11 protein-coding genes and 1 pseudogene are annotated in these 18,917 nt (G+C 73.8%); 4 read left to right on the forward strand and 8 right to left on the reverse strand.

Features of this window, described 5'->3' with window-relative positions; genetic code table 11:
• Positions 1-78 precede the first annotated feature (78 nt).
• Positions 79-2,325 carry an ABC transporter family substrate-binding protein gene (locus JEK78_RS06790; RefSeq protein WP_200263204.1) on the reverse strand — a complete coding sequence of 749 codons (2,247 nt, stop codon included), beginning with the start codon at positions 2,323-2,325 and terminating at the stop codon, positions 79-81.
• A gap of 285 nt (positions 2,326-2,610) precedes the next feature.
• On the opposite strand from JEK78_RS06790, the gene JEK78_RS06795 reads away from it, so the two are divergent.
• Positions 2,611-2,904, forward strand: coding sequence for a hypothetical protein (locus JEK78_RS06795; protein WP_200263205.1), 294 nt, complete (start codon positions 2,611-2,613; stop codon positions 2,902-2,904).
• A gap of 204 nt (positions 2,905-3,108) precedes the next feature.
• Here the strand turns inward: JEK78_RS06795 and JEK78_RS06800 are convergent, their stop codons facing one another.
• The 4 genes and pseudogenes from JEK78_RS06800 to JEK78_RS06815 all read right to left on the reverse strand — a co-directional run.
• Positions 3,109-5,766 (reverse strand): SpoIIE family protein phosphatase, encoded by a 2,658-nt coding sequence (locus JEK78_RS06800; RefSeq protein ID WP_242483290.1) that lies wholly within the window; start codon positions 5,764-5,766, stop codon positions 3,109-3,111.
• 592 nt (positions 5,767-6,358) lie between these two features.
• Positions 6,359-6,550, reverse strand: a complete 192-nt coding sequence (locus JEK78_RS06805; RefSeq protein ID WP_200263207.1) for an SPOR domain-containing protein — start codon at positions 6,548-6,550, stop codon at positions 6,359-6,361.
• 369 nt (positions 6,551-6,919) lie between these two features.
• A complete protein-coding gene (locus JEK78_RS06810; protein ID WP_200263208.1) occupies positions 6,920-7,672 on the reverse strand; it encodes a GntR family transcriptional regulator in 753 nt (250 codons plus the stop codon).
• Positions 7,673-7,888: 216 nt separating this feature from the next.
• Positions 7,889-8,334, reverse strand: a pseudogene (locus JEK78_RS06815) (EamA family transporter); the annotation flags it as partial.
• Between the two features lie 159 nt (positions 8,335-8,493).
• On the opposite strand from JEK78_RS06815, the gene JEK78_RS06820 reads away from it, so the two are divergent.
• Together JEK78_RS06820 and JEK78_RS06825 are read left to right on the forward strand one after the other, a co-directional pair.
• Positions 8,494-10,341, forward strand: coding sequence for a glycoside hydrolase family 3 protein (locus JEK78_RS06820; RefSeq protein ID WP_200263209.1), 1,848 nt, complete (start codon positions 8,494-8,496; stop codon positions 10,339-10,341).
• 147 nt (positions 10,342-10,488) lie between these two features.
• A complete protein-coding gene (locus JEK78_RS06825) occupies positions 10,489-11,118 on the forward strand; it encodes a hypothetical protein (protein WP_200263210.1) in 630 nt (209 codons plus the stop codon).
• Between the two features lie 28 nt (positions 11,119-11,146).
• On the opposite strand, the gene JEK78_RS06830 is transcribed toward JEK78_RS06825, so the two are convergent.
• Positions 11,147-12,577 carry a S28 family serine protease gene (locus JEK78_RS06830; protein WP_200263211.1) on the reverse strand — a complete coding sequence of 477 codons (1,431 nt, stop codon included), beginning with the start codon at positions 12,575-12,577 and terminating at the stop codon, positions 11,147-11,149.
• A 99-nt stretch (positions 12,578-12,676) separates the two neighbouring features.
• Positions 12,677-16,408, reverse strand: coding sequence for an ABC transporter ATP-binding protein (locus JEK78_RS06835; RefSeq protein ID WP_200263212.1), 3,732 nt, complete (start codon positions 16,406-16,408; stop codon positions 12,677-12,679).
• Between the two features lie 443 nt (positions 16,409-16,851).
• Here JEK78_RS06835 and JEK78_RS06840 point away from each other — a divergent pair, with 443 nt between their 5' ends.
• Complete coding sequence (locus JEK78_RS06840; protein WP_200263213.1) at positions 16,852-17,640, forward strand: endonuclease; 789 nt, start codon at positions 16,852-16,854, stop codon at positions 17,638-17,640.
• 25 nt (positions 17,641-17,665) lie between these two features.
• Here the strand turns inward: JEK78_RS06840 and speB are convergent, their stop codons facing one another.
• Entirely contained in the window at positions 17,666-18,634 is a 969-nt protein-coding gene (gene speB, locus JEK78_RS06845) for an agmatinase (RefSeq protein WP_200263214.1), read from the reverse strand.
• Positions 18,635-18,917 lie beyond the last annotated feature (283 nt).

Here is an 18,917-nt window from a genome sequence, read left to right on the forward strand (position 1 = left end):
GCCACGGCCTCACCCCATGGTACGGGGCGGCGCCGGGGGACGTTCGCCGGAGGGGAGCCCCGACGCGGGGGCCGGACCTCAGCTCCCGGAACCGCTCGGCCCGGGGCCGGCGGACCCCTTCTTCCTCAGGAAGCCCATGTCCTCGTAGATCGGGGTGGCGAATCCGAAGGCTCCCGCGTTGGCGAGGCCGACGCGCGCCGCGGTCAGCTCGGGCCGCTGGTACAGCGGGATCGACCCGGCCGTCGCCCAGATCCGCCGGTCGGCCTTCCTGAGCAGGTCCCGCGCCTTCTCCTCGTCCAGAGTGCCGAGCGCCTCCGCGAGGAGCTGGTCCACCCGGTCGGTGCCGACCCGTGTGTAGTTCTGGCCGACGTTCAACGAGCCGTCCGCCGCGGGGACCGGCTTGCGGTGGATCGGCCCCGCGTCGGTCGCCGGATAGGCGGAGGACGGCCAGGAGTAGAGCGCGAGGTCGTACTGGCCCGAGGCCACGTGGTCGGTGAAGTAGCCGTCGTCGGAAACCTTGTCGATCGTCGTGTGGATGCCGACCCGCCCCAGCATCCCGGCGATCCGGTCGGCGACCGTCCGCAGCGACCGGGAGCCGGGCCCCGACGGCACCACGAAGCGGAGAGCGAGGGTCCGACCGTCCTTGGCCAGGGGCACCGCCCGCGAGCCGCCGGGGGCCGCGGTGCCGCCCGGGGCGTACGCTCCGGGCGCGCCCCCGGGCGCCTTGTCCCCGGCCGCGCTGTCGCCCGCCTTGTCGTCCGAGGGCGCGGACGGATCCTCCTCGATCCGGACACCGCCGGGGCCGTCGTCGCCGCCGCTCTCGCCGGATCCGCTCTTGTCGTCGCGGCCGACGATGTACGTGCCGTCGTCCCCTCCCGGCGACGGATCCTCCTCGGTCTCCGCGGCCGCGCCCTGGCCACCGGCCGCCTCCTCCGCCGGTTCCTCGCCCTTCTCCGTCGCCGCGCCCGGCTTCCAGCCGGCGTCCGCCAGCAGCGCCCGGGCCTCCTTCACGTCCGGTCTGCCGAGGGCACCGCTTCCGTCGGCGTAGGCCGCCTGACCGGAGAGGGCCAGGTGGCTGCCGACCGGGCGGGCGGGCAGCCCCAGCGGCCCGAGCACGGCCGTCGCCAGCTCCTCCCGGTCGATGGCCCTGGCCACGGCCCGCCGCACCCGCTCGTCGGCGAGCGGACCGTCCGCGCCGTTCAGGGCGAGCTGGGTGTAGGCGGGCTCCAGCGACTTGCGGACCCGGTAGCGCCTCAGTCGCTCGCGACGGTCGTCCTCCTCGGCGACGGCCTCCCGCCGCTCCTCGCGCGCGAGGCCCTCCGCCAGCGCGGCCTTCTCGTCCGAGCCGTTGGCCACGGCCCAGGACCGCAGGGCCTCCGCGGGCGCCTCGCCCTCCGGCCCCCGGTGCGGCGTGCCGAGCGGCATGCCGGAGCGCCCCGACCTCCCGGGTGCGGCGGCCTGGACGGCGCGGGCGTCGCCCGGCGTCAGCTCGGCGAGGTCGACGCTCCCCTCGACGAGGGCGTCGAGCCGCTCGTCGTAGGGCACCGCCTTCCACACGATCCTCTCGAGCTTGGCAGGGCTTCCCCACCACCTGGGGTCGCGGGCGAGCACGACCTCGTCGGCGTCGCGGTCGGTACGCAGGATGGTGAACGGGCCGGCGGTGACCTTGAGCTTGCGCCGTGCTCCGTCGTTGAAGGCGTCCGGGGTCCCCATGACGTCCTTCGGGTACAGCGGGGTGAAGAGCGACTTCCAGTCGGCGTAGGGGCGGGCGAAGGTGACCTTGACCTCCAGATCGTTCGCGCCGCGCTCGACCTTCGAGATCCGGTCGTATCCGGCGTTGCGCGCCGTCCAGTAGGCGCTGTCCCGCCCGGAGAGGGCCCGCCACTGGGCGGCGAAGTCCGCCGCGCCGATCTCGCGTCCGTCGCTCCAGACGGCCCGCTGGTCCAGCTTGTAGAGGACGACCTGGCGCGGTTCGGTCTCCACCACTCGCGCCGACTCGAGGAAGTCGGGATTGCGCGCGGGACGACCGGAGGCGTCCGTCCGGTACATCGACGGCAGCACGGCCTGGGCCAAGCGGGAGGTGGTCGCGTCCGCGTCGGCCTGGAAGGTGTTCAGGGTGTCCGGCAGCGAGTCGACGGCCCAGCGCAGCGTGCCGCCGTCGGCGATCCGGTTCCGGGGGGCGGCTGCGGTGTCCGGGGCGGCCAGGGGCTCGCCCGCCGGGTCGTCGGAGCCGCAGGCGGCGAGGAGGGGGACCACCAGCGCGCCCGCGGCGAGGAAGGCGACCGGGCGGGCGAGCGCGCGGGGTCCGACACCGGCGTGGGACATCTCTGCTACCTCCGGAAGCCGAGGGGCGGTATGATCGCATTTGGTGGTATTTGGAGTTGATCATTTGTATGCACATCCCTGCGGCCACTGAAGAGGAATCGGTTCGGCACCCGCCGGCGACACGGCGGCCCCACCCGCGAACCCACCCGGGCGGCGCAACACGGTGGCGGCCGGCCTCTTCCGCGAGAGCGCCGAACCGGGCCGCGGGGAAGGCGACACCGGCGGCGGGGCGCCGGCGGACCACACACCACGGATCGCCACCCGCGAGGAAAGCGAGGCCCTGCCATGTCCGCCCACCAGGAGCTGAACAACGCCCGACACGCCCTCGACGACCTGCTCAGGTCGGTGGGGAACCTGGAGCGACGGATCGGAGGGGAGGACCCGGGCATCCGTCGCGTCCGCACCGACGTCGATCACCTGCGCGAGGACCTCGCGGCCTTGTCCGACACCTCCGAGGAGCCGGAACCCGCCGGCCGTCCCGACATGGTGCCGATCCCCGACACTCCCTACGACCCGGCGATGTGGACGGACAGCGACGACGCCGAGGGGCTCGGGGTTCGGGATCACCACGCGCCCTGAACCGGCCCCGGCGAGCGCCGCGCCCGAGAGCGCCCCCGCACGGATTCGACCACTCGCGGGCCCGCCGGTCCGAGCCGGCCCCGAGCACGCCGCGCCGTGCGCGCCCACCTCCGCCGGGAAAGGCACGGACCGACTCCGGTCCCGTCCGACTCGGTCGGGCGGCGCCGATCGGCGCCGTGACCGCGAACCGGTCGCGGCCCCCGGTCAGAACAGACCGAGCAGGGCCTCCGCCTGATCGGCGGTACCGGCGTCGTCGCCCGGCGGGGAGAGTTCGAACCACACCGTCTTGCCGCCCCTGGCCCGCCGTGAACCCCAGGCGGCGCTGAGCATCCCGACGAGTTGCAGGCCCCGCCCCCCCTCGTCGGTGTCGCGGGCCCGGCGCCGACGAGGCTGCACGAGCCCGGAGTCCCAGACCTCGCAGACCAGCGTGCGGTCGAGCAGCAGCCGCAGTCCGATGTCGCCCTCTCCGTAGCGCAGGGCGTTGGTGACCAACTCGCTGACCAGGAGTTCGGTGGTGTCGGCGAGCGACTCCAGACCCCAGGACCGCAGACGCTCGCGGGCGTGCGCGCGGGCCCGGCCCACGCTGCGAGGCTCACGAGGCAGCGTCCAATCACCCACCGACTCGGCGGGCAGACCCCGTACCCTCGCCATCAACAGCGCGATGTCGTCCTCGCCGTGGTGACTGTCGAGGGTGTTCAACACGTGGTCGCAGACGTCCTCCAGCGGCCGGTCGGGGTCCCCGAGGGCCCCGACGAACGCCTGGAGCCCCTCGTCCAACGGATGATCGCGGCTCTCCACCAGGCCGTCCGTGTACAGAGCGAGCAGGGCACCCTCGGGCAGTTCGACCTCGACCTCCTCGAAGGGCTCGCCGCCGACACCGAGCGGCATCCCCGGCGGCACGTCCAGCATCAGCGCCGGCTCACCGGGTTCGACCAGGACGGGCGGCGGATGGCCCGCGTTGGCGAAAGTACACCGCCTGGTCACCGCGTCGTAGACGGCGTAGACACAGGTGGCCAGGTAGACCTCGGACAGGTCGGCCTCACGGGGGCGACGGGCGGCCCGGCCGGCCTGCTGCACGCCACCGGGAGCGCCGAGCCCTCGGGCGATCTCGTCCAACCGGCCCAGGACGTCCGCCGGTTCGAGATCCAGTTGGGCCAGCGTCCTGACCGCCGTGCGGAGTTCGCCCATGGCGACGGCGGCCCGCAGACCGCGTCCCATCACGTCGCCGACGACCAGAGCCGTTCGATGCCCGGGCAGCTCGATGACGTCGAACCAGTCTCCCCCCACCTCGCCCGTCCGGCCGGTCGCCGCGTTGCCCGGAAGGTAGCGACAGGCGATGTCCAGACCGGACGCCTCCGGGTCGCCGGGGGGCAGCAGGGAACGCTGGAGTATCAAGGCCCGCTCATGCTCCCGACGGTAGAGCCGGGCGTTGTCGATACAGACGGCCGCGCGGGAGGCCAGCTCCACAGCCATGTCGCGGTCCCGGTCGCCGAAGGGCTCACTGCCCTTGACCCGGGCGAAACGCACCAGGCCGACGACGGTGTCGTGGGCGACCATCGGCACCGCGAGCGCGGACTGGACCAGATCGCCCTCCTCGGCGGGCACCGCGCGGGGACGCGCGGTCCTCAGGGCCTCGGCACAGGGCGAGTTGAACGCGTAGCGGTGGACGGCCCCCACCCCGACCCGATCGGCGGACCCCTGAAGCGGTGCCTCCGACACCGCGCTGGCGTAGGCGACACGCCGCAGCTCGGCACTGCCGTCGGCGAAGCCGCGGGGCGCCTCGTCGCCGGCCAGCAGTCCTTGGTACAGGTCGACGGTGGCCAGATCGCAAAAGACGGGGACGGCGACGTCCAGCAACTGACGCGCGGTGACCTCCAGGTCGAGCGAGTTGCCGATGCGGGCCCCGGCCTCGTTGAGCAGGGCGAGGTTTCGACGTGCGGTAGCGGCCTCCCGGGCGGCGGCACGGCGGGCGGTGACGTCGGTGCCGAGCCAGGCCACACCGATGGGGTGGCCGGAGCCGCTGTGCACGCGGTAGAGGTTCACCGACCAGTGCCTGCGCTCCTCCGAGTCGGGCACGAACCCCGTGACGTGCAGGTCGGTGACGGCCTCGCCGGTCTCCAGGACCCCCCTCAAGGTCGCCGCCACCCGGTCGGCCTCGCCGGGGGAAAGGTAGTCGTGGACCTGACGGCCGGTGTGGTCCTCGGGGTCGCCGCCGAAGACCGAGGCGAACTGCCGGTTGGCGCGGCGCACCCGCAACTCGGCGTCGAGGAGCAGAAAACCGAAGGGGGACTGGTCGAAGACGGCGCCCGACGCCGCGAGGTCGGCCTCGACGGAACGCAGCGCGCGTACGTCCACGACGACGCAGACGGCCGCCCGCTCGCCGTCCCGGGTGCGGGTCGGCATGACGTAGACCTCGGCGAACCCCCGGGTCGCGCGCACCGCCGCCGAGGCCCCCTCGCGCCCGACTCCCCCGCTTCCACCCGGTGTCGCCCGCCCGACGGGTCGACCCCGGCCCGAACCCGCATCGCGTCCGTCGGGCGAGCCGCCGCCGGAGGGGAGCAGGACCGGGACGACGCCGGTCCACTCCCGGCCGTCGAGGATCTCCGCCATCTTGCGGCGCCCGCTCGGGCGGAGCGCGGGATCGACGAGGACCTCGATCGGGTCCATGCCCACGGCATCCGACCCGCCGATTCCGAACAGTCGCTCGGCCCGTAGGCTCCACTGGTCGACAAGCCCGTCGGGGCCGACGGAGAAGGACGCGACGTCGACGTACTCGTAGAGGGAGCCGGGCGCCTCGCGCTGCCACACCACGTCCCGGGCCGACCTCCCGTCGGGCCCCACCCTCGCTGGTATCTCGCTCACGCGAACCGTCCCCTCCAGCTCACCGCGTCCGGCACCGGTCACCGAAGGCGGCTGCCCGCAGTATCCAGCACTACGGGGCCACGCCACACGGTGTTCACGATCACAACACGGCCGGGGGCGCTTCCGACCCCGGTCGTGACGTCACTCCTCGTCTTCTAACCGGGCCGCGCGCCCTCGAACCCCGCCAGGGACGCGGGGCATTTCGGGGAGCGCGGGCGCGGCGCTCGACGTGCCGCCCTCGCGCCGACTCGGCCGGGGGGGCGGTCGCCCTCGGACGCCTTCGGGCCCGGCCGACCGGCGGCGGGTCACGGCTCCGCGCGTGACGCCGGGCCACGCGTGGCGGGTTCGCGCCCCCGCCCGGCCGGTCCTCCTCTCGGCGGTCGACACCGGCACGCGGGGCCCCACCGGTGTCCGCACGCGGTCCGGGGCCGGGCGTACCCGGCCCGTGTGCCCGTGCGGGGCGCACCACCGCGCACGGGGGCACACCCGGCGCGTGGCGGGCCCGGGCACCGGGTGCCGCCGCGCCGCCCCGTGCCGCACGCTCCCGGGCGGGCGCCCTGTCCGGCCTCGCGCCGGGACTCGCTCGGGTCGCTCAGCCCTCGCCGCTCGCGATGCCCTGACCGACGTGTTCGACGCAGTACGTCCGCTCGGGGCCGGGCTCGTCGAGGCTGTCGGCGATGCGTTGTGCCTCGGCCCGGGTCGCGTACCTGCCCACGCGGTAGCGGTTGCCGTTGTCGTCCTCTCGGACGACCGACCAGGGCAGAGCGACCGTGCCGTCGTTCATCGCGCCCCTCCGCTTCCCGTCCGTCGACGCCGCGCCCCGCCCGCTGAGGAAACCGCTCTCCGCATATGCCCGAGCCTACGCCCAACCTTCACGCAGCGAACACGCCTTCGCACAAGGAGGTACGCGACCGGTCGCGGAGCGGGAACGCGGCGCCGCACGCGCCTCGCGCCTCTCGGAGCCGCCCCCGCTCGACCGGCCACCGCCGGGGGAAGCCCCATCCGGGTCTCACCCGATTCCCACCAGGCAGGACGACACGGCCGCCCGGAGGGGGCGCGCACGTGCGGAGCTAGGCGCGCGGGCCGCGAGGACGAAACGGTTCCCCGGGGGCGTGCGCCATCTCACACCCCGAGAAGAACGCGCGCCGGGCGGCTATCTCACGGGCAGGTGGTAGGCCACGCGGTACCGATCGGCGGGCACGACCAGATCGGCCGTCTCGACGGCGCGGCCCGAGGCATAGAAAGTGCGGTGGACGACCACGACGACGTGGCCGGGGACGCCACCGAGCTCCAGCAGCTCCTCGGCGAGCCCGGGGCGGGCGCCGACCTCCTCGGTCACGTTGTCGACGACGACGTCGATCGCGGCCATCCGCTCCACCACGCCCATCCCGCCGAGCGGCCCCTCCTCGGGCAGCATCACCGGGGTGCGGCCGGTGAGCGAGAGCGGCTCCCAGGAGGTCGAGAGCATCATGGGCTCCCCGCCCTCGCGGAAGACGTACCTCGTGCGCATGACCCGCTCGTCCAGCCCGACCCCGAGTCGCTTCGCGATCTCCTCGGTCGCTCCCACCCGCTCGCTGCGGGACTCCCACGTGCCGCGGGCCTCCCCCTCCGCCTGCTCCTGCCGGAAGGGGGTGGCCCCGGAGGCGGGACGGTATCCGGAACGGGCGACCCGACGCGGCACCGGCCGCTCCCGGACGTACGTGCCGGAACCCGAGCGCCCCTCGACCAACCCCTCGGCCATCAGGACCTTGCGCGCCTCAAGCGCCACGGTGTCGGAGACCCCGTACTCCTCACGGATACGGGCCTGGGAAGGCAGGCGGGCGTGGGGCGGCAGCGAGCCGTCGACGATCTTCTTGCGGAGATCGCCCGCAACGCGCAGGTACGCCGGCCGCTCACCGATTGTCACTGGCCACTCCCATCAGGTTGTACGGACAGCGACAGAGTGACAACGCCTGGTTGGGCCGGGCAAGCGAAGGCCAAAGAACCACTCGATGTGATGACTTCTGGCCCGATCCCCTTCCTCGCGGGCGGCGCCCGCCCTCCCTCCCTCGCTCCCCGCGCGGCGGCCTGCGAGGCAGGACCGATCGCTTCCGGGGTCCGGGCGACGCGGCGCGACGCCGCCTCAGCGGGAGCGGGGAAGGGCGGTCGGCCCCGCCCCGGCCACCAACAGGGCACCCGCCACACCGCGAGCGACGGCGTGACCGACTCGCCGAGGAAGACCGCGGCGCCAAGCCGAAGACCGGGACCAGGAGGGAGAACGGGCGACCGCGGACGCCTGGTGGCGGCGGGGCAACCGGCCCCACGCCCCGAACCCCGGGACCGTGGACACCCGGGCCACGAACAGGACAGCGCCGACTCCGGACCACTCCAGCCCCCGGAGCGCGGCGAGATCGCGGGCTGCGCCCTCGGTCAGCGGGGACAGCGCCAGGACCGGCAGGACCGGCACGACACTGACCCGGACCATGAAGTTCAGCGCGTCGGGCGGGGCCGCCACGCGGGTCAGGACGTTCGACACGCCCACGCGGCGACGCCGAGTGCGAACGCCCCGAGCGGACCCGCCGCGCCCTCCCCCGCCGGCCGCGGTGCGGGCGCTGCGCGAGAGCGCCGCCGGCCGGTCGCCCCGTGCGCTCCCTTGACCGGCGGATTCATCCCGGATATTGGTGACTCGTCCCACTATCGCCTCAGGACGGTTCCCGGTGTCGAGCCGGACCTCGGGGAGGAGCACAGGTGCAGGTCAGCCGAGCGGGGAGTACCGGCCCAGGGACGGGGCCCAGCAGGCGTGCGGTGTTGGCGGCGACGGGCGGGGCCACCGCCGCCCTGGCCGCCGGGGCGGCGCCCGCGCACGCGACCGGCGGCCGTCCGGGCGACGACGGACTGGCCTCCCTCGTCTCCCGCATGACGCTGGAGGAGAAGGTCGGCCAGCTGTTCGTCACGCGGGTGTACGGGCACTCGGCCACCGACCCCGACCAGGCGGACGTCGATGCCAACCTCCGCGAACTCGGGGTGCGCACCGCGGCGGAGCTGATCGCCCGCTACCGAGTGGGCGGCGTCATCTACTTCTCGTGGGCGGGCAACACCCGCGATCCGCGTCGGATCGCGGACCTCTCCGACGGGATCCAGCGGGCCTCCCTCGGGCAGGACGGCGGGGTACCGGTCCTCGTCTCCACCGACCAGGAACACGGCGCCGTCGCCCGGGTGGGCCGACCCGCCACCCTTCTCCCGGGCGCGATGGCGCTCGGCGCCGGGGGCTCCACCCAGGACGCTCGCACGGCCGGCCGCATCGCGGGCGCGGAACTGCGCGCCCTGGGCATCCACCAGGACTACGCCCCGGTCGCGGACGTCAACGTCGACCCGGCCAACCCGGTGATCGGGGTACGGTCCTTCGGCGCCGACCCACGAGCCGTGGCGGGCCTGGTCGCCGCACAGGTGACGGGGTACCAGCGAGCGGGCGTCGCCGCCTGCGCCAAGCACTTCCCCGGACACGGCGACACCGCGACCGACAGTCACACCGGCCTGCCCGTCATCACCCACAGCCGAGAACGGTGGGAGGAGTTGGACGCGCCGCCGTTCCGCGCGGCGATCGAGGCCGGAGTCGAGTCGATCATGACCGCTCACCTCCTGGTGCCCGCCCTCGACGACTCCGGCGACCCGGCCACGCTGTCCCGCCCGATCCTCACCGGTCTGCTCCGCGAGGAGTTGGGCTACGACGGTCTGGTGATCACCGATTCCCTCGGGATGGCCGGGGTCCGCACCAAGTACGGTGACGACCGGGTGCCGGTCCTGGCCCTCCTGGCCGGAGCGGACCAGTTGCTCAACCCTCCCGATCTCGCGCTGGCCCACGCCTCCGTGCTCGGGGCCGTGCGAGAGGGTGAGTTGACGGAGGCCCGGATCGACGTCTCCGTCCTGCGGGTCCTTCGGGCGAAGGCGCGACTCGGACTCTTCCGCGACGCCTACACCGAGCCCCGTGACGTCGAGCGCGTCGTCGGCGCCCGCGCCCATCTCGTCGCCGCCGAGCGGATCGCCGCGCGGACGACGACCCTGCTCGTGAACGAGGGCGAGGCGCTGCCGCTGTCCCGACGCCGGACCCCGAGGGTCCTCGTCGTCGGGGCCGACCCGGTCTCGCCGACCGGCACCACGGGGCCCCCGACCGCCGTTCTCGCCCAAGCCCTGTCCGAGCTGGGCTTCTCGGCGACCGCGCGATCCACCGGCGTCGCCCCGACCCCGGCCGCCGCGGACGAAGCGGTCACCGCCGCCGAGGACGTCGACGCCGTCGTCGTCGCCACCTACGACGTCGAGGAGGGCGACGGGCAGGGGAGACTGGTCGGACGGCTGGTCGCGACCGGTCTGCCGGTCGTCGCGGTGGCGATCGGCACACCGTACGACGTGGGCCGGCTGCCACGGGTGTCCGCCTCGCTCGCCACCTATTCCTGGACCGATGTCGAACTGCGCGCCGCGGCCCGGGTGATCGCCGGCCGGGAGCGACCCCGCGGCAGGCTGCCGGTCCCGGTGACGCGGGGCGACGACCCGGCGACGACGCTCCACCCGATCGGGCACGGTCTGTCCTACCGGGGTTGACCTCCCTCGTACCGGGCGCGTAGGGGGACTACGACGCCACGCGGGGGGAGCCCTCCCGTTCCCTGCGTGACCGTCCTCGCGCCGCTGGCGTGTCCCCTACCGCCGGGCCCAGGCTGGACGGGCTCGCAGGAGTCGGGGGAGGACGCGATGCGCGCGACGGACCATCCGGTCGGCGTGGGGGCACTGCTGCTCCTCGCCGTGCTGACAGGCTGCCGGACCCCCTCGGCGACTCCGGCCGAGGGGGGACCGCCCGGGACGGCGGGGCCCGCGACGGTCCGGCCGGCGGCGTCCGGCGGGGTGTTCCTCGACCGGGGCGAGTGCGGCGCCCCCACGGGGACGAACGGCTTCGCCGAAGCGTCCTGCGCCGGCGGACGCGCCACGGCGCTGGTCCTGGCCCGGTACGAGGGCCGGGCCCGGGCCGGACCAGCCTGTCCGACGGACACCGACTTCATCCTGCACCTCAGCGCGCGCAGCCCGTCCCTCGACGAGGACGGCGACGGCAGCGTCCCACGCGGCTACGCCTGCATGCGCAACCTGCGCCCGCCGCACCCCGGCGACCCGGGCGGCGGGGGCGGTCCGCACACGGTCGTCGGCGACTGCGTCCACGAGTCGGCGGAGGGCCGGGTCAGGGAGACGGCGTGCCGGGAAGTCGGAGGGCCGGAGCGCCGCTACCGGGTGACGGACGCCGTGACCGACCGGGCCGAGTGCCCGGCGTCCACCACGTTGTACGTGCGGCTGGGCGGTTCCCGGCCCGTGGGCTGCGCCCGGCCGCTGTGAGGGTCCCGCGGCGGCCGGGCCGGACGTCTCAGGGGCGCAACACGGCCTCCCGGCGCGGCTCACGCCGGTCGAGGCGGCCGTCGTAGGCGGCCAGCGGCCTGGCCGTCTCCGGGTCGGCCCGCACCCTGGCGGGGGCGACACCCGCCCAGTCCAGGATGCGGGCGGTGGCCAGGGCACGCTCCTTCGGGGCGAGCCCGGCCACGTCGGCGCCGTGGTTCATGCCGGGCGCGGTGAGGACGTGGGAGTCGCGCGCGCCCGCCCCGAGGCGGAACGGCTCCGCGCCCCAGGGGTCGTTCTCGCCGTTGACGAAGAGCATGCGGTGCGCGTGGTGACGCACCCAGCGGTCCACGTCGCGCATGGCGCCCGGACGGAATCGCATCGGGATCTCGCGGGGAACGAAGTGCCGCGGCGGCTGGTATCCGTAGCGCACGTACTCCCGCTCGATGTGCGGGAAGCGGATGTCGGGTGAACCGAGCTGGGTGCCGGCCTGGTAGAAGTACGGCGTGTACGGGGCGAGCATCTGGTCGGTGTAGAAGGCGAATCCGGAGTGGGAGTCGACGGACTCCCAGATCGCGTCGTCGCCCGCCCGCTCGGCGTCCGCCGGGACGGCGGCGCAGTCCTCCACCGAGCCGTACTGCCAAAAGCCCCAGAGGTAGTCCAGGACGACGGCCTCGTAGGCCCGGTCGAGCCCGCCGATGGTGCCGAAGGTGTACCCCTCCCGAGCGGCGTGTTCGGCGTACCGCCGCTTCAGCGACTCCCGACGCACCAGCGCCTCGCGCTGCACGCCTTCGAGCCGCGCTCGGCACTCCGCCGTGCCGACCGTGGCGAAGAACCGGTCGTAGGCGGAGTCCTCCCGGTCGACGACGTCGTTCGGTGCGACGTAGGCGACCACGCCGTCCATGTCGCCGGGGTGGAAGCGCTCGTAGTAGGTGGCGGTCATGCCACCCTTGGAGCCGCCGGTGGCCAGCCACTTGCGGGGGTAGATCGGCTTCAGGGCCGTGAACAGCCGGTGTTGGTCGTCGGCGGCCTGTCGGATGTCCAAGGTCGACCAGTCGGCGGGGTTCGGCCGGGAGGGGGTGAAGAACCGGTGTTCCAGGGAGACCTGGTTGCCGTCGACGATCTGGGTGGGCTCGCGCCGACCGGGCGTGGTGGAGACGTGGTAGCCACTGGTGTGGAAGACGGTGGGACGGTCCACGGCCTTGTGCAGCACGGTGAGGCGCTGTCGGAACGTCCCCCGGTCCGGATTCCGGTGGTCGACCGGCTGGGTGTACTCAAGGACGAGGAAACGGTAGCCCGGGTACGGCTTCTCCTCGATCAGGCGCATGCCCGGGATCGAGAGGAGTCGCTCCCGGATGTCGGCGGACGGCGAGGTCTCCGACGCGACGGCCGTCCGGCCCGCCGTGCCGGCGGCGGCCAGGAGCACCACCAGTGCCAGGAGTGATCGGAGCGCTCTGCGCATGCACCCTCCCTGTGGGACAGCTGTGCGAGCGGAAGCTACCCGAGCGGCTCCCCGGCGCGCCAGGGGAGGCGGCCGAACCGGCCGGCGTCCGACGGTCCGTCAGCGGGTGGCGGTGACCGGCTCCTCCGGCCCGGCGGCGCCGACGAAGGTCCTCCACAGCCCGGCGTACCGGCCGTTCCGCGCCAACAACTCCTCGTGGGTTCCGTCCTCGACGACGCGCCCGCGGTCCATGACGACGACGCGGTCGGCGCGGGCCGCGGTGGTCAGCCGGTGGGCCACGACCAGAGTGGTGCGCCGGCCGGCGACGCGGTCGGCGGCGCGGTTGACCTGCGCCTCGGTGGCCAGGTCCAGCGCGGCGGTCGCCTCGTCCAGCAAGAGCACGTCGGGGTCGACCAGTTCGGCGCGGGCCAGGGCGATCAACTGCCGCTGGCCGGCGGAGAGGTTGCGTCCGCGTTCGGTGACCTCGTGGAGGTAGCCGCCCTCCAGGGTGGCGACCATCTCGTGCGCGCCGACCGCGCGGGCCGCCGCCTCCACCTCGGCGTCGGTGGCGTCCGGACGGCCGTAGGCGATGGAGTCCCTGATGGTGCCGGGGAAGAGGAACGGCTCCTGCGGGACGACCCCGAGCCTGCGCCGGAACGCGGACGGGTCGAGCGTCCGCAGGTCCTTGCCGTCCACGGTGACCCGGCCGCCCGTGGGGTCGTAGAACCGTGCGACCAGCTTGACGAGGGTCGACTTGCCCGCACCGGTCTCCCCGACGAAGGCGACGGTCTGACCGGCGGGAATCCGCAGGTCGACGCCGGACAGGGCGTCCTGGTCGGGGCCGTAGGCGAAGCGAACGTCCTCGAAGGCGATGTCGCCGCGGAGGGTGTCGACCGCGCGGGGCCGCTCGGGCGGCGGGGTGGAGGTCGGCTCACGCAGGAGCTGCCGGACCCGTCCCAGGGAGACGGACGCCTGCTGGTAGCCGTCGAACACCTGGGAGAGCTGTTGGACGGGGGCGAAGAACAAATCGATGTAGAGCAGGTAGGCGACGAGCGCGCCCGCGGTGAGGGTGCCGCCCTCGACCCTGGCGCCGCCGACGACCAGCACCGCCACGGCGGCGACGGACGAGAGGAGTTGCACGAACGGGAAGTAGACGGAGATCAGCCACTGTCCGTGCAGGCGCGCGCGGCGGTATCCGTCGCTGTGGGCGGCGAAGTCGCGGGCGCTGTCCCGCTCGCGCCCGAAGGCCTGCGCGATCCGCAGCCCGGCGATCGCCTCCTGGAGCCCGGCGTTGACGGTGGAGATCCGTTCCCGAGCCAGTTCGTACGCCCGGACGGTCCCCCGGCGGAAGAAGACGGTGGCGACGATCAGCGGCGGCAGCGTGGCGAAGACGACCGATGCCAGGTGGACGTCGATCACCAGCAGGGCGACCGTGATCCCGGAGAAGGTCACCAGTGAGACGAGCGCTGTGACCAGCCCCGTCTGGAGGAACGTCGAAAGGGCGTCGACGTCGGTGGTCATCCGGGTCATGATGCGGCCGGTGAGCTCCCGCTCGTAGTAGTCCAGACCGAGCCGTTGCAGCTGCGCGAAGATCTTCAGTCGCAGCGCGTAGAGGATGCGCTCGCCGGTGCGTCCGGTCATCCGGATCTCCCCGGTCTGTGCCGCCCACTGGGCCACCACGGCGACGAGGGCGAGCAACGAGGCCGCCCAGACCGCTCCCAGCGCCGCCTCGGTCACTCCCGAATCGATGCCGTGCCGGATCAGCACGGGCAACAACAGTCCCAGACCCGCGTCGGCGGCGACGAGGGCGAGGGCGACGAACAGTGGGGGCCAGAACCCGCGCAGCAGCCGGCGCAGGCCGTAGGACGTCTCCGGCCGGGCGGCGCGCGCCTCGTCGACGTCCGGCGTCCCGGTCGCCGCGGGCAGCGCGTCGACCCGGGCGAGCAGTTCGGGGGTGGCAGGGCTGCCGTCGAGTGCGGCGTCGCGGGGTTCACGGGCCCCGGCCCACAGGCGGGGCGTGACACCTCGCTCGGGGTCGAACTCCGCGTCGAGGTCGGCGTCCAGCTCCTGGCGGGGACAGGCCGCCTCGGGCGGCTCGGTGGACGGCCGGGGTCCGGGGGAGACGCCGGTCGGCTCGTCCGGCTGGGTCAGCAGCCGTCGGTAGAGCGCGGACCGGTGGCGGAGTTCCTCGTGGGTGCCGATGTCGACGAGTCGGCCGCCGTCCAGGAGGGCGACGCGGTCGGCCAAGTGAAGGGTGGACCGACGGTGGGCGATCAGCAGCGTGGTGCGACCTCGCATGACGCGGCGGAGGGCCTCGTGGATCTCGTGCTCCACCTGGGCGTCCACGGCCGAGGTGGCGTCGTCCAGGACCAACAGCCGGGGGTCGGTCAGCAGGGCGCGCGCCAGCGCCACCCGCTGCCGCTGGCCTCCGGAGAGCGTGAGCCCGTGTTCGCCGACGGTCGTTTCGTAGCCCCGCGGGAGCGCGGCGATGAAGTCGTGGGCGCGCGCCGCCCTCGCGGCGGCCTCGATCTCCTCGTCGCCGGCGTCCGGTCGACCGTAGGCGATGTTGCCGCGCACGGTGTCGGAGAAGAGGAAGGAGTCCTCGGGCACGAGCCCGATGGCCGCCCGCAACGAGGCGAGGCTCAGCTCGCGCACGTCCCGACCGCCGACCCGGACGGCGCCGCCGGTGACGTCGTAGAACCGGGGCAGCAGCAGCGAGACGGTCGACTTCCCGGAGCCGGAGGCTCCCACCACGGCCAGGGTCTCGCCGGGCCGGATGCTGAAGGAGACCCCGTCGAGGACGGGCCGTTCCGGGTCGTAGCCGAAGGACACGTCGTCGAACTCGACCGTGGCGGGCGCGTCCCGCGGCAGTTCCCGCGTGCCGTCTCGCAGGGTGGGCGCGGTGTCCACGAGTTCCAGGACGCGCTCGGCGCCGGCTCGGGCCTGCTGCCCGACGGTGAGGAACACGGCGAGCATCCGCACCGGGCCGACGAGCTGGGCGAGGTAGGCGGAGAACGCGACGAAGGTTCCGAGCGTGATCGAACCGCGAACGGCGAGCCAGCCGCCCAGCGCCAGCATGGCCACCTGGCCGAGCGCGGGGACGGCCTGGAGAGCCGGGGTGTAGCGGCTGTTCAGCTTGACGGTCCGCAGCCGGCCCGCGAAGAGCCTGCGCCCGACGGCCCGCAGCTTGTCCGTCTCCTGTTCCTCCTGCCCGAAGCCCTTCACGACCCGGACCCCGCCCACGGCACCGTCCACGACCCCGGCGACGGCGGCGGCCTGGGCCTGGGCGTACCAGGTGGAGGGGTGCAGTCGGCTGCGGCTGCGCCGGGCGATGAACCAGACGGCCGGGGCGACGGCCAGGGCGACCAGGGTGAGCGGCGGCGACAGCCAGGCCATGACCACCAGCGAGATCACGAAGAGCAGGATGTTGCCGATGGTCATGGGCAGCATGAAGAGCAGCCCCTGGATCAGTTGGAGATCCGTGGTGGCACGCCCGACGACCTGTCCGGTGGACAACTCGTCCTGCCGCCGGCCGTCCAGGCGGGTGACGCTCCCGTACATGTCGGTACGCAGGTCGTGCTGGATACCCAGGGCCAGACGCCCTCCGTAGTACCGCCGGAGATAGGTGAGGACGTAGACGACGAGGGCGGCGACGACCAGCAGCCCCGCCCAGGTCGCCATCGGCCGGGTGCCGTCCCCGATCACGTCGTCGATGATCACCTTGGTGACGAGCGGAACGAGTGCCATCACCGCCATGCCCACGAGCGAGGCGCCTAGGGCGAGGACCACGTCACCGGGGTGACGCCAGGCGTACTCGGCGAGCCTCCGCACCCATCCCCGCTGCGCTTCCACCCGTTGCCTCCGTCTTCGCGATCCCGACCGTCTCCGCCCTGCCGCTGGTCACCAACGCGCGGGGGCGGGGTTTTCATCCCCACCCTCCGTTCACACCCGTGTGACATCACCTCCACCACCACCCTCCCCGTTTCACCGTTCCCCCTTCCGTGACGGAGGGCTCCGGGCATGAGGACCTCGGCACGCCCGGGCCCGCGGGGTGGGTGGGGTCGTGTCGCCCTCGCGTCGGCAGGGGTGTCGTCGCAGTTCGGAGGGGCTTGGGAGAGGCAGCTCCGCGTGGTTCGGACCGAGCCGCGAAGCCGCGCGAATCTCGCTCGGGGCGCCCCCGAGGAGGCGCGCCAAGCCGCCACGGACCCGACACCGGACGTTCACACCATCATTCACATGCTCATGTCACTATCGGGCGATCACTCCCCCACCCCCGCGTTGACCGGAGGTCCCCCATGCCCGCGACGCACACCCGCCCCTGGAAGGCGGTGGCACTCGGCGCCTCGGCCGTCCTGGCCGCCCTCGTCCTCCCCGCCGCCGGAGCGGCCCCGGCCACCGCCTCCGACGACTACTACGCGGACGCGGCCGGCAGGACCGGCCCGGACCTGAGGGACTCGCTGCACGCGATCATCAGCGACCACACGAAGATCTCCTACACGGCGGCGTGGAGCGCGCTGCGGGACACCGACGAGGACCCGGCCGACAGCGGCAACGTGATCCTGCTCTACTCAGGCGAGTCCCGTGACAAGTACCTGAGCGGCGGCGACATCGGGGACTGGAACCGCGAACACGTCTGGGCCAAGTCTCGCGGCGACTTCGGGACCGCCACCGGCCCCGGCACCGACCTGCACCACCTGCGCCCCACCGACGTCACCGTCAACAACGTACGCGCGGCGAAGGACTTCGACGACGGCGGCGACCTCGTCTCCGGCGGCGGAGGCAGCCGCACCGACGGCGACTCCTTCGAGCCGCGCGACGCCGTCAAGGGCGACGTGGCGCGCATGATCTTCTACATGGCGGTCCGCTACGAGGGCGACGACGGCTGGCCCGACCTGGAGGTCGGCGACGACGTGGGCTCGGGGAACATCCCCCTCACCGGCCGGCTGAACGTGCTCAAGGAGTGGCACGAGCAGGACCCGCCGGACGCCTTCGAGGAGCGCCGCAACGACGTCATACAGGCGGACTACCAAGGCAACCGGAACCCGTTCGTCGACCACCCGGAGTGGGTCGAGTCGATCTGGTAGCCGCGGGTCGGGGCCCGGCCCGACCTCACCGCGAGCGTGCCTCGGCGATCTGCCGGGACATGATCGTCGTGAGTTCGTAGGCCGTGTGGGAAGCGGCGACGGCGGTGATCTCCGCGTGGTCGTAGGCGGGGGCCACCTCGACGACGTCCGCCGACACCAACCGGCAGGAGGACAGGCCGCGCAGGATCTCCAACAGCTCGCGCGAGGTCATCCCACCGGCCTCCGGCGTGCCGGTGCCCGGCGCGTGGGCCGGGTCCAGACAGTCGATGTCGACCGATATGTAGAGCGGACGGTCGCCGACGCGCGCCCGCAGTTGGTCGGCCACCTCGTCCACGCCCCGCCGCATCACGTCGGCCGAGGTCACGATGCCGAAACCCATCTTGGTGTCGTCGTCGAGGTCCTCCGGGCCGTAGAGCGGCCCCCGGGTGCCGACGTGGGAGAGGGCCTCCGTGTCCAGGAGGCCCTCCTCCACGGCTCGCCGGAACGGGGTGCCGTGGGTGTACTCGGCGCCGAAGTAGGTGTCCCAGGTGTCGAGGTGGGCGTCGAAGTGGAGCAGGGCGACCGGCCCGTGCCGCCGGACCACGGAGCGCAACAGCGGCAGGGCGATGGTGTGGTCCCCGCCGAGGGTCATCAGACGGGCTCCGGTGCCCAGCAGTTCGTCGGCGGCGGCCTCCACCGTCTCGACGGCCCGGTCGATGTCGAAGGGGTTCACCGCGATGTCGCCCCCGTCGGCGACCTGCGCCAGCGCGAAGGGCGAGGCGTCCTGCGCCGGGTTGTACGGCCGCAGCAACCGGGAGGCCTCGCGGATCGCGTTGCCGCCGAAGCGCGCTCCCGGACGGTAGGAGACACCGGAGTCGAAGGGCACGCCCACGACCGCCACGTCCGCCGCGCCGACCTCGTCCAGCCGGGGCAGCCTGGCGAAGGTCGCCGGTCCGGCGTACCGGGGGACACGGGAGGAGTCGACGGGCCCTCGGGGCGTCTGGATCTCGCTCAAGGCTTGCCTTCCGGTCGTTCGTCCGTTGCCGGGACCCGGTGTCGAGGCGGGCGCCCCGGCACGCCCTCACGGGCGGCGTGCGTACGGAGCCGGACACGGTCTCGCCGGGTCCGCGGGCCGGGTGCTCCAGGGGCGTCGGGCCCGGATCGTCGATCGTCTCCCCCCGGTCCCGTGTCGATCGTACCGGTGGCCGGGGAAGACCCGACCGCGGACCTCGCTCCGGCCCCGGGCCCGGCTCGTCCGAAGCGGCGGGGTTCCTCGCGGCCGACCCTGGACGGAGAAC

It is taken from the genome of Streptomyces sp. HSG2, assembly GCF_016598575.1.
In the GTDB taxonomy this organism is placed as follows: domain Bacteria; phylum Actinomycetota; class Actinomycetes; order Streptomycetales; family Streptomycetaceae; genus Streptomyces.